Origin of the sequence: Dietzia sp. E1 (assembly GCF_014145015.1) — a bacterium.
GTDB classification, from domain to species: domain Bacteria; phylum Actinomycetota; class Actinomycetes; order Mycobacteriales; family Mycobacteriaceae; genus Dietzia; species Dietzia cinnamea_A.
In genome coordinates this window covers 1-11,285 of record NZ_JAALDU010000191.1, presented here as the reverse complement: position 1 = coordinate 11,285, position 11,285 = coordinate 1, and the positions used below count along the sequence as shown (strand labels likewise).

Annotated in this window: 10 protein-coding genes; 2 read left to right on the top strand and 8 right to left on the bottom strand. The window is 66.0% G+C overall.

Translation table 11 applies throughout. The features are described 5' to 3' along the window. The first annotated feature begins 384 nt into the window (after positions 1–384). A complete protein-coding gene (locus G6030_RS07640) occupies positions 385–1,239 on the top strand; it encodes an SDR family oxidoreductase (protein ID WP_182642710.1) in 855 nt (284 codons plus the stop codon). Between the two features lie 223 nt (positions 1,240–1,462). Next, positions 1,463–1,963 carry a DUF6328 family protein gene (locus tag G6030_RS07635; RefSeq protein WP_182642709.1) on the top strand — a complete coding sequence of 167 codons (501 nt, stop codon included), beginning with the start codon at positions 1,463–1,465 and terminating at the stop codon, positions 1,961–1,963. Positions 1,964–2,436: 473 nt separating this feature from the next. Here the strand turns inward: G6030_RS07635 and G6030_RS07630 are convergent, their stop codons facing one another. The 8 genes from G6030_RS07630 to G6030_RS07595 all read right to left on the bottom strand — a co-directional run bounded on the left by G6030_RS07630 (position 2,437) and on the right by G6030_RS07595 (position 11,146). Next, positions 2,437–3,138, bottom strand: a complete 702-nt coding sequence (locus G6030_RS07630) for a DUF4352 domain-containing protein (RefSeq protein WP_241724233.1) — start codon at positions 3,136–3,138, stop codon at positions 2,437–2,439. Between the two features lie 385 nt (positions 3,139–3,523). Next, positions 3,524–6,247 carry an ATP-dependent DNA ligase gene (locus tag G6030_RS07625; protein ID WP_182642708.1) on the bottom strand — a complete coding sequence of 908 codons (2,724 nt, stop codon included), beginning with the start codon at positions 6,245–6,247 and terminating at the stop codon, positions 3,524–3,526. Between the two features lie 65 nt (positions 6,248–6,312). After that, a complete protein-coding gene (locus G6030_RS07620; RefSeq protein WP_182642707.1) occupies positions 6,313–7,500 on the bottom strand; it encodes a cupin domain-containing protein in 1,188 nt (395 codons plus the stop codon). Next, on the bottom strand, positions 7,500–8,504 hold the full coding sequence (locus G6030_RS07615) for an MvdC/MvdD family ATP grasp protein (protein ID WP_182642706.1): 1,005 nt from the start codon (positions 8,502–8,504) through the stop codon (positions 7,500–7,502). Before G6030_RS07615 ends, G6030_RS07620 begins: the two co-directional genes overlap by 1 nt. Positions 8,505–8,540: 36 nt before the next feature. Further along, positions 8,541–8,765, bottom strand: a complete 225-nt coding sequence (locus G6030_RS07610) for a hypothetical protein (protein ID WP_182642705.1) — start codon at positions 8,763–8,765, stop codon at positions 8,541–8,543. 142 nt (positions 8,766–8,907) lie between these two features. Then, the gene (locus G6030_RS07605; protein ID WP_182642704.1) at positions 8,908–9,246 is read right to left on the bottom strand and encodes a hypothetical protein; all 339 of its coding nucleotides are present in this window, start codon (positions 9,244–9,246) and stop codon (positions 8,908–8,910) included. A gap of 217 nt (positions 9,247–9,463) precedes the next feature. Beyond that, a complete protein-coding gene (locus G6030_RS07600) occupies positions 9,464–9,859 on the bottom strand; it encodes a hypothetical protein (RefSeq protein WP_182642703.1) in 396 nt (131 codons plus the stop codon). 66 nt (positions 9,860–9,925) lie between these two features. Then, positions 9,926–11,146, bottom strand: coding sequence for a hypothetical protein (locus tag G6030_RS07595; RefSeq protein WP_182642702.1), 1,221 nt, complete (start codon positions 11,144–11,146; stop codon positions 9,926–9,928). Between the last annotated feature and the right edge of the window lie 139 nt (positions 11,147–11,285).

Here is an 11,285-nt window from a genome sequence, read left to right as displayed (position 1 = left end):
GCTTAATTGCAGTGGCCACTTTAGCGGGAACACTCCAGTCCAGCGGGGTGCCATCGCCTCGGCGACCTGCCCGCCGAGGCCGAGGCCCATGCCGAGGCGGATGGTGTCGAAGCGGGGGCTGGTCGCGCGCAGGAAGTCGGCCAGCCGGGGTTCGAGCTGCTCAGCCATGCGCCCAGTATCGCGCTGCCGCAGCGCGGTTGGGGGGGCCCAGTTTGTCCCCGGATACGGCGGGCCTTCTCGCCACGCCCGGCTCGCACAAACATGAAGTGCGTCGCCGACCGGCGGCACGGCAGTGGTCCCGATCCGGGAACCGCGCCGACCCATTCGAGAGCGAACTCCTCCTTCACCGGGAGCCACATCGCTCTCAATCCGAAAGGAAACCCTATGACTGTCTGGATGATCACCGGAGCCGGCCGCGGACTGGGCCTCGAAATCGCGCGCGCCGCCCTCGCGGCCGGCGAGCAGGTGGCGGTGGCCGCGCGTCGGCCCGAGACCCTGCCGGCGGACCTCCGCGAACACCGCGACGTGCTGCCCGTCCGCCTCGACGTCACCGATCAGGCGCAGATCGACGCGGCCGTCGCCGCCGTGCTCGAGCGCTTCGGCAAGATCGACGTGCTGGTCAACAACGCCGGGCGCGGTCTCATCGGCGCGGTCGAGGAGATCACCGATTCCGAGGCCCGGTCTCTCTTCGACGTCAACGTGTTCGGCCTGCTCAACGTCACCCGCGCTGTGGTGCCGGTGATGCGCGAGGCCGGCGGCGGAAAGCTGGTGCACATCGGTTCGCGGGCCGGGTTCGAGGGCGAGCCGGGCGTCGGCGTTTACGCCGCGTCCAAGTCGGCCGTGGCGGGGATCAGCGAGGCGCTCGCGGCGGAGCTGGAGCCGTTCGGGATCCAGAGCATGGTGGTCGAGCCGGGTGTGTTCCGGACCGACTTCCTCGACGCGAGCTCCCTGCAGCTGCCCGCCAACCGCGTCGACGTCTACGACGGCACCCCGGCGCACGCGACGCTCGAGTGGGCGGGCGAGAACAACCACGTCCAGCCGGGTGACCCGGTGAAGGGCGCGCGCCTCATCCACCGCGTGGCGTCGCAGAGCGCTCTGCCGCTGCACCTGCCGGTCGGCCGGGACGCCATCGAGCGTCGCGAGGTGATGACCGAGCGGATCGCCCGCGAGGCCGCGCCCTGGATCGAGGACTCGGCGGCCACCGCGTACACCGAGACCGCCCACGCCGAGAGCGCGTGACACCACCGGCGCCCCTCGCCGCGAGCAGCGCCGGCGGTGGTCACCTCGACGACCACGACGACGACCACGACGACGACGAGGTCCGCCCGCCCGCCCGCGCCGCCACCACCCGGTGAGTCGAGCCGGTCCGGGCGGGCCGGCGGGGACTCCCGATTCCCGGCGAAATGCCCTTCGACGCCGGCGGGCCGGGGAACGATGGAGGTCCCGCGGCGAGAGGAGCGGCATGGACGTGGACCGTCCCCGGGAGCGCGACGAGACCGAGGCGCAGAGGATCGACCGCAACTGGATCGAGCTGCTCCAGGAGCTGCGGATCGTCCAGACCGGTGGTCAGGTGCTGATCGGGTTCCTGCTGGTCGTGCCGTTCCAGGAGCGGTTCGCGGAGATCAGCTGGGGCGCCCGGGCCCTGTACCTCGTCGTCCTGTCGCTCACCCTGATCTCGTCGGTGATGCTGCTGGCCCCGGTGATGATCCACCGCGCAGTTTTCCGCTCGCACCGCAAGGACCGCGTGCTCCGGCTGTCCGCGACGTTGGCCCGCGCCGGGTTGGCCATCCTGTCGGTCGCGATGGTCGGACTCGTCGCGCTCATCTTCTTTCTCGTGACGGGCACCGCGGGAAGTCTCGTCGCCGCCGCCGTGATGGCGGTCTTCGTCGTGGTGATGCTGTTCGTGATCCCGGCGCGATTACGTCGCGGAGCGGTGACGAACCCGTACGTTGCTGAGCTGTAGCCGAGGGCGCTGCCGCGGTCGCTTGTCGCGGTCACGGCGCGGGGGAGTAGTCCGCCACGCCTGCACCCGCCTGCACCCGCGTGTACCCGCCCTGACCTGCGGTGCCCTGCAACCCGCGTTCAGGGCGCCGCAGGTCAGCGGCTCGCCGCCGCTAACCTCCTCCGAACTTTGGTGTAGCCATTGCGATTCCCGGACCGATTATTCGCAGTGGTTGCGACAAACTTCCGACCGCTGCCGCGCGGGGTGGGGGAGCGACGACGGTGATCGCCCCACGCGGACGCCACAGTCGCGGGGCGGGTGGCACGAGACGCGGGCCGCTTGACCTGCAGTGCCCTGAACGGCCCGTCCAGGGCACTGCAGGTCAGCGCGGCGCCCGCGCGCCAGCCTCAGCAGCGAAGACCGCGATGGGAGCCCCGAAATGAGCATCGCCGCCGACCCGTTCTCAGGCCGACGGCGAACGTTCTCAGACTTACCTATTCGACTGCGACGAACACCTCGCCGCCGAAGGCCCCGAGTTCCAGACGAAGCAGGCCCGATTCGCCTTCGGGGATCGCGAGGTCGATATTGCCGGTCGCGGAAGCACCGGTGTAGAGCTCACCCTCCAGGGGGTCGGGAGTCACGGCGGAATGGTCGTAGTCCCGGATCACGTTGCCGGTGTCGGTGACGAAGGCTGCGCTGAGGAAGTCGGCATGACCAGACTCATCCCCGATGTACGTAGCCGTGAGATTGACCAGGGCGTACTGGCTTCCGGGCGGCGGGGGATCGTTGAACATGTTGGCCGCCATGACCTGATCGGTGGCGTTGCGAGTGAAGCTGTTCACGACGACTTCCCAGTCGTCTGAACTGAGGACGTCTCCGATTGCTGACGGATTGCCGCGGGTGCCGGGGCTGTCGTCACTATCGGTGTCGCTGGCGTCCGGTGCCGCTCCCGATCCGGAACTTCCCGGTTCCGACTGGGACACACTGACCTCGTCGTCGAACGCCTCGTCGAAGGCGTCCCCCACGACGGTGACGAAGAAGGCCATCGCGACGATCGTGCCCACGATGGAGACGATGACGGCAGCGATCGAGGTTCCCTTGGGCTTGCCGCTCATGAACAGCCCCACGAGGCCGAGGATGAACCCGAAGGGGAGCAGGATCCAGCCGATGATCGCCGCACCGGGCACCACCGACATGATCGTGCCCAGGACGGCGACGACAAGCGCCACGATGCCGACCGTGTTTCGCTTCTTGGGCTGCTCCGCGGGCGAAGGCAGGGAGCCGTATGGAGGACCGCCGTAGGGGGCGTTCGGGCCGCCGGTCCACGACTGAGAGGCTGCTCCGCCGCCGAACTGCGGTCCTGATGCGCCGGCGTACTCGTGCTGTGGCTGAGGGGTCGACGCGGACGGGGACCACGGGCCCGGGCGGGACGGTTTGCCGTCTGACCTTCCCGGCCCCGGCAATTCTGATTCTGGCATGTAAGTAAGAGTTACATAAGTGGACGCTCAGTGTCTAACTTCGAGCGAAGTGCTGGCTAGAAGGCCTGTGGCGGCTCTGGTCAGCTCGGGTTCGAACGCTTGTCTACAAGTCCCCGGGCAGCTTGTCGCGGCGGATGTCGCGCCAGGACGGTTGGCGCATGTTGCCCTCGTCGGTAAAGCCCTGGTGGCGGACCTCCACGACGATCTTGGGCGTCACCCAGACGGCCTCGCGGCGGGCGTCGGCGGGCAGCTGCTCGACGAACGGGCTGGTCTTGCGCTCGAGGCCCTTGAGCTCGTTGAGCAGGGCGCGGGCCTGCTTGTCGGTGAACCCGGTGCCGACGCGGCCGATGTAGGCGAGGCCGGTCTCGGCGGGCAGGCCCAGAAGGAGGGAGCCGAGCGAGCCGGAGCGTCCACCCTTGCCGGGTCGCCATCCGCCGACGACGGCCTCGGTGGTGGTGAGCAGCTTCTGCTTAAGCCAGGCCTTGGAACGGCGGCCGGATTCGTACTTCGAGTCGCGGCGCTTGGCGACGATGCCCTCCCAGCCGTATTCCTCGGCCTCGGCCAGGGCGCGGTCGCCGGGGCCGTCGAGGACCTCCGGCACGTGCACTCGATCGACCGCCCGCAGTGCCGGCGCGAGCAGGTCCAGCACCTCTCGGCGGCGCTCCCAGGTCTGTTTCTGCAGGTCCACGCCGTCCACCTCGAGCACGTCAAAGACGAACAGCTCGACCGGCGGTAGTGACGAGTCCTTGCCCTCGGCGGCGGCCTGCTTGGCCAGCGACGCGAAGTCCGGCACGCCGTTGGCGTCGAGGATCACCAGCTCGGCGTCGAGGACGGCCCGCCTCTCGAGCGCCTCGGCCAGCCCGGGAAAGCCGTCGGCGAGCCAGTCCATGGAGTTGCCGTTGCGGCTGACGAGGCGCGTCTGTGCGCCGTCGGTCGCGAGGGTGACGCGGTAGCCGTCCCACTTGCCCTCGAAGGCCCACGTGTCGTCGGGCAGTTCGGTCACCTCGGCGGCCGTGGGGATCATGGGCAGCGGGGGAGCATCGGGGCGGCTAGTGCTGTCGGACCGGTCGGTGGAACGCGAGCGCGCCTTGTCGCCGGCACCGTCGGAGCTGTCGGAACCATCGGAGCCGCCCGTGCCGCGCGCACGCTTGTCATCGTCCGGGTACGACGACTTCGGATTGTCGCGCCCGCCGTAGAACGAGTCCGGCGACTGGTCCTTCATGTACTGCGCGATCCACTGGTTCTTCTCAGCGCTCGTGCGGACGAGGACGTAGCGGCCGTCGAGCTTCTCGCCGTGTAGCCACACGATGATCTCGTCCTCGCGCCACTTCTCGCACTCGTACCAGCCGCGGTCCCAGATGGTCATGTGGCCGGCACCGTATTCGCCCTTGGGGATGGTGCCCTCGAAGGTCTCATAGCCGAGGGGGTGGTCCTCGGTGTTCACCGCGAGCCGCCGGTCCTTGGGCTCGGTCGGCAGGTTCTTCGGCACGGCCCAGGACGCCAGCACCCCGTGGTGCTCGAGCCGCAGGTCGTAGTGCAGGCGCCGTGCGTGATGCTCCTGGATGACGAAGATCGGCCCCTCGGCGTCCTCGCGGTCGGTCTCGACCTCGCCCTCGAACGGTTCGGGCGTGCGCCGGCGGTCGCGCTTGCGCCGGTACTCGTCGAGGCTGGTCACGACCGCGTCCGGCGAGGTGGGCTCGGTGTCGCAGCCTTCCTCGGCGGCGACGCGATGGGGGTCGTCGTCATCGTTCGACGACGAGGACGACGACGACGAGGACTTCTTGCCCCCGCTCGACTTCGTGGTTCCACGTGAAGCCGGACCGTCCGAGGAGGCATTCTTCGCGGAGGTGGACGACGACGAGGACTTCTTCGACGACGAGCTCTTCGTGGTGCTGGACTTTGTCGAGCTCGCCCTCGACCCCGACCCCTTCCCTGACCGCGAGCCCGAGCCCGACGCCTCGAGGCCGTCGAGGAGGTCGCCGTCGGAGTCCAGCCGCTTGAGGACCTCGTCCCAGTGCAGGTGCGTCAGGCCGCCGTCGCCGAGTTCCTCCCACGAGCGGGGCGCGGCGACCCACGGTTCGGCCCGCCCGCGCAGGGAGTACGGCGAGACGGTGGTCTTGGCGCCGCTGTTCTGGCTCCAGTCGACGAACACCTTGCCGTCGCGGATGGACCGCTTCATGGTGGCGGTGACCAGGTCCGGGGTCTGCTTGGCGAGGGACTGCGCGATCTGCTTGGCCACTTTGGAGGCGCTGGCGGCGGTGACGGCCTTGTCCAGCCGAGCGTAGAGGTGGATCCCCTTGGAGCCGCTGGTGACCGGGAACGACTCGAGTCCCGCCTCGGACAGCAGGTCCCGGACGCGGAGGGCCACCTTCGCCGTCGTATCCAGTTCCACGCCCTCACCCGGATCGAGGTCGATGACGATCCGCCGCGTCCTCCCCGGCTCGCCGCCGGAGAGGGTCCACTGCGGCACGTGCAGCTCGAGCGCGGCCTGCTGGGCGAACCAGGCGAGGGTCGCGGGGGAGTCGAGCACCGGGTAGCGGACGGTGCGCGAGGAGTGCTCGATGGTCACGCTCGGCACCCAGTCGGGCGCGTGCTGGGGCAGGTTCTTCTCGAAGAACGAGTCGGCGTCGGTGCCGTCGGGCCAGCGCTTGCGGGTGACGGGCCGGTTGCCGGCGTAGGTGATGAGCAGCGGCGCGACGGCCGTGTAGTACTCGAGGACGTCGGCCTTGGTGGTGCCGGTGGCCTCGTAGAGCACCTTGTCGGGGTGGGTGAACCGCACGGTCCGCCCGTCGACCTTCACCGACTCCTTCTGCCCCTTAGTCGCCATGGGACCACTCTTGCGGGATCGGGCTTGTTTGTCATCCGCGACGTGCGCGATCCGTTACCGGGCTTTCAGGGTTGCTGTACGGCAAGCACTCCCTCGACGACCAGCCGTCGGCATATGTGGAGATTCTCCGCCAGATTCCCTGGCACCTCGGAGACGGCAAAACGCGGGTGGGCGGCGACGAAGTCCAGAGCGGGCGACACCGTGTCGAACTCAACCACTCGACCGGCAAGTCGTAGTTGGGTCGTCGAGTGGTGCCTACACACGGAGATCGGCCAGTTATCGACGCGTTCGAGTACCGAGATATCGCTGAGCCTCTCGCAGGCGTCGATGTTGACGAATTGACCGGAGTAACTGAGGTGGCGGTCGAGCAGATCGAACCGCAGGGCCTCTTGACAGGCGATGAGATCCTCGCGCGTGGGCATAGCGTCCACGGGGTCGGGCAGAGCACCGAGGCTACTACCGCGGGCCGCCGGATCTGAGATCAGCGGCGCGAACTCGCTGAACGACGTGGCACCCTGCAGGCGCGATTCGACGGACTCCGCCACGATTTGGCCCCACGTGGGTGCCGAGAGCCCGAAGGTGTAGTGGAGCGACGACAGTTCCTCGGTATGAGCGCTGTGCGCGTGGCCCCGCGGGATGTAGAGAGAGTCGCCGGGGCGCAGCGTGACATCGCGGAAGCTCCGGAAGTCGGCTGCGGTGGCGATCCCCGGTGCCGACGAGGGATCGGGTTCTGTAGCCACTCGCCAGGATTTGTGACCGTCGACTTGAACAACAAAAACATCGTGGGAGTCGAAGTGTGCGCCGAACCCCTGAGACCGGGGCGGGGTGAGGTAGGCGTTGACGCTGACCCTGAACCCGGTGTCGCGCTCGAGGGCCGCGCACAGTCGAGCGGCCGGGAGTGATGCGAGCTCGATGAGATTGGTTACCACGGTGAAGCCGCCTGCGTATCTGTCGAAGACATGGTGCAGGTCCAAGCGGCCATCCGCCCGGAGCCGGAACGGCTCTTCGGCGTACCCGCCGTCCCGCCCGCTTCGCACGAGCTTGCCGCGGTTGTGCACGGAGCTGTGCAGAGAAGTCGCCAACAGCAGGTCGAGATCGGCGAGGCGGGGCAGCGCCGCGAAGTAGTCGCGCTCGTTACGGTGAGAGAAAAGTGGTGTTCGCCTCCAGTGTTCCTCGGTGAATTCACTGACGGGAACCGGGTGCACGAAGGCCGCCAGGCCCCCGTGAGCATCGCGTACTCGAATCGCGTTCATCAGGCGGCGCCGGCGAGATCTGCCAGCAGGTCGGCGATCGCCGCGGCGATCGGGGCCCCCGTCTTCTTCTCCACCCACAACCATTGCCCGTTGGGGTTGCATTCGAGGAAGTACCGGGTGCCGTCGGCGTCCTCGACGAAGTCGAAGCAGCCGAAGTTCAACCCCATCTCGTCGAGGTAGCGCCCCAGGAGAGCGCGGAGTTCCGGTTCCAACTCAATGGTTTCGTGGTGGAGGTTCTTCGTCTGGATTCGGAAGTCGTGTCTGGTCAACTCTCCTGACTGACTGTGGATCCGACATGCAAAAACATGCCGCCCGGCTACTACGACCCTCAGGTCGTACCGTTTGTCCACATACTCCTGGAGGAATGTCGGCATGTTCTCAATGCTCGCGCGGAGCTCACCGAGGGTGTCGCGGTCTATAGTCCGAGTGAGCACCCCGTACTGGTGAGCCACGTTTCCGTCAACCGGGTCAGTGACGGCCAGGGCGCCGAGAGACTTGAGCGCGAGCGGACCGTCCACGGACTCCGCGAACGCGAGGACTTCGTCGGGATCGTTGGCAAAGACGGATCGGGCGGTCAAGAACCCGATCCGCCGTGCAACGTGTAGTTGGCGGAAGCGGCGGTGTGCATAGCGGGTGGTGAGTGGATTATTGATCCACGGCTTATCCTGGAGCATCGCGTACAGCCCGAGAAGCGCCTCGTACGCTTCCGCCTCGAGGAATTGCTCAGAATGCCCTCCGGAGGCCTGCATGTGCGAGGTGGACGGGGTCTCGGGTTTTCGGTACCAGACCGCGGAGACCGCCTCGAGGTCAACTGTCAGTCCACTATCCAGAATCGTAATCTGTCCGGTTGCCGTGGTCGGATGAAGCGTCATCCGGGTGTTTCGGAACAGGTCATCGGTATTCAGCCGGACCCAGTCGATTCCGCGCTCGCTGAGGAGCTCGCCAACGACGTGGACGTGTGTGTCTTGCTCGCTCGTGATCACCAGGACGAGAGGGGAGGGCACGGCGTACTCCTGCGACTAGGGCGGACAGGGTGAAGCTCAGTCGTCGCTTTTCATGTCGGTGCTGGAGTTGAACGGGACGCCGATGCTCTCGTCGATGTTGCAGTACGAGCCGGAAGCCGTGCCGATCGTGGACTGGGTCAGAGCGTCGTAGCTGAAACCTGTCGGTTCCACGTCGCCGGCGTTCATCTCCAGTCGAATCGGGGCGGCGGCGACGAGCGGGAGCTTGTCGGCATTGGGGAGTGTCGCGTACGCAATCTTCATGTTGAGCCCCTTTCTGGGCTTAAGAGTGATCGTAAAAAGTAAAGTAGCTGTCGAGGCGGCTGCTGTATGTCCTGTATTCGGAGGACATACCGAAGTGCCGAGTTCACAGAGGGGGCGAGTGGAGAGGCGGGCCGGAATCAGTTCAGCTGGGCTTGAGCCTCGCGTACTTCGTCATGAGTTCGGCTATGACGAAGTACGAGTGCTTTGCGGCGGCGGTTCGGGGAGTGGCACCCTGGTCCATGATCCACATCGGGGCGAGGTTGCCGATGGCCCACGCGGAGATCGGTTCGACCACCTGAGAGTAGAGGTTGATCTCCATGCCCTGGGAGACGAAGTAGTCGACGACGCCCTGGACCCTGCTGGACACCGCGTTGCCGAGTTCCCGCAGTTCAGAGTCGGTGATGTCCCCGGTCTCGAAGTACCGCTGAAGATCGCCGACCTGGTCCAGGGCGTGGCCCGCGTCTTCACGCGAGGTGATCATCAGTGGGGGAGGCAGGGTGATTTTCGGCTCCGTGACCGCGGCCGAGGTGCCAGCACCTGCCTGATCAGGGCTCGCCTGGTGTGCCCGTTCTCCGCCCACGGCTTGAGCTGTGCTTTTGCGCTTTCCGGTTCTGAAGAGTGCCACGGTGGTCCTTCCGTCCGTGCCGAGTAGTGAATGAAAAGGCGGCTCCGCGGCCCGCACGCATAGTCGGATCGCATCACTGAGCGATGGTGTCCAAGTAGTGCAGATAGGCCAAGGCGGCAGCGTGGTAACTGTTAGTGAACGCGTGCATGGTCGAGAATTCGATGTAGAACGCACTTCTGATGAAAAGCATGTCGCTGAGAACAGCCAGGCCGACAGTCGCGTAGGGGCCCAGCGCGCTGAGGGCTTCGAAGATGTGATCGGCATCGATTTGGATGAGCACTTGGACGTAGATCTGGTTGATCCCGTTGTCGATCATCATCTCGATCGGTGGTCGCCCGTCGATCGAATACGTGACCCTCCAGAGTGCCGGCGCGTCCCCGATGCGTTCTACGGAGATCATGTCGGCGTCTGCCTTCAGGATGTGCTCGATGTCTGCCCGGGTGAGGCCGGGCGCCCCGACGTTTGTCATCTGAATCTCCTTTGCCAGTTGAAACAACACCGTGTCGCCGCTGAGGTGAGGGACGCTTGGTCAGCGTCACCCGGTTCCTAGTCGGGCGCAGAGATCCATCAGCGCCCTCAGCCCGTCTACTGTCGACATGGGTGATTCCGGTGGGAAGCTGGCCACGCTGGTCTGCTCGTCGACTTTCGTCCATGTGCCGCCTCCCAACATCACAACCTGGAGGGCGGCAAACGACCCGCTGTAGATGATTTCCGCAGCGCCTCCGGTCACCCGTGCGACGGCAAGGATCCCGTCTGGACGTAGAACCACGTGCAGGTCCTGGCTGGAGCCGTTATTGCTGTCGACCGTCCGTCGGGATATGCCAAGCGGCCAGGCTGCGACCGCGATCGGTTCCTGTACCCGGTGCTGCTCGGTTTTTCGTTTACGGAAGAACCCGGAGGTCACTTCGCGAATCTCGGTTCGAGTGATCGTGTCTAATGCGGCGAAGGGCACCGACTCTGTCCGCAGACGCTCAGCGTGGACGCGAGCGGTGGAATCGACCTCCAGGAGGCTGAGGCCGGATTCCCGGGCGGCTCCGGAGGACACCGCGCGAGCCGCTTGATTGACTATCTCCTCGCGAACGATCAGCAACCGGGCCATGGTCATCACCCCGAACTGGCCCAGTGCTGAAAGGCAGGTGAATATGTCCTCGCGGGTGCCGTCTTCGCGTTCAGCGAGTTGGTGGGCTGCCCGCCGCACGACGGCAGACAGTGGATTGTTAATTCTCTCGCCGAGCGCTACGGCCTCTCTGACAATCGCGTTGCGAATACTAAGTTCTGCGTTTGACGCGGCGGTCATCTCAGACTCAGAGTCTGGGGCGCCGGCACGCTGAAGCGCCTCGGCGATCGCGCCGTCGACGTCGAATGAGCGACCGAATATCCCATCGGTGAGATCGACGATCGGACCGACGGACCAGTCGCGCTCACAAGCCAGATCGAGCGGCGCCAGTTCCGCGACGCCGTCCGCATAGACCGACCATTCGCACTGGCCGAGGGTCCCGGCGATGAACTCCCGCTGGTTCGCCATCATCGCCTCGATCGACTTACGCATGCCGAGGTATCGCTGTTCATTTATTTCGAATCGCCGTCTCGGTTCCCATTGGACGAGATCCCAGTAGGCGTGGACGAGAGCTTCCCCTAACCCGGACGAGTTGTAAGGGCGTGCATCGATCTCGTTGAATATCTCGAGATATCGCCCGCGGACGCCTTGATCGAGGGCGTGGAATTCCGAGTAGAACGGCGTCTTAGTGTCGGACATCGTGCCTCGATCTCCTCTGTCTTTCTCGGGTTAGCTGATGATTGACTCAGTGAACCATCGAGGAAGTCATTCTGATGTCACCTGAACGTATGAAGCTGCGGCGTGTTTGGGACGCCTTTCGGAAAGCGCGGTTCTGATG

Coding starts and splice junctions, on each gene's coding strand:
- G6030_RS07640 (WP_182642710.1), top strand. CDS start 385: ATGACTGTCTGGATGATCACCGGAGCCGGCCGCGGACTGGGCCTCGAA.
- G6030_RS07635 (WP_182642709.1), top strand. CDS start 1,463: ATGGACGTGGACCGTCCCCGGGAGCGCGACGAGACCGAGGCGCAGAGG.
- G6030_RS07630 (WP_241724233.1), bottom strand. CDS start 3,138: ATGTCGGTGGTGCCCGGTGCGGCGATCATCGGCTGGATCCTGCTCCCC.
- G6030_RS07625 (WP_182642708.1), bottom strand. CDS start 6,247: ATGGCGACTAAGGGGCAGAAGGAGTCGGTGAAGGTCGACGGGCGGACC.
- G6030_RS07620 (WP_182642707.1), bottom strand. CDS start 7,500: ATGAACGCGATTCGAGTACGCGATGCTCACGGGGGCCTGGCGGCCTTC.
- G6030_RS07610 (WP_182642705.1), bottom strand. CDS start 8,765: ATGAAGATTGCGTACGCGACACTCCCCAATGCCGACAAGCTCCCGCTC.
- G6030_RS07605 (WP_182642704.1), bottom strand. CDS start 9,246: ATGATCACCTCGCGTGAAGACGCGGGCCACGCCCTGGACCAGGTCGGC.
- G6030_RS07600 (WP_182642703.1), bottom strand. CDS start 9,859: ATGACAAACGTCGGGGCGCCCGGCCTCACCCGGGCAGACATCGAGCAC.
- G6030_RS07595 (WP_182642702.1), bottom strand. CDS start 11,146: ATGTCCGACACTAAGACGCCGTTCTACTCGGAATTCCACGCCCTCGAT.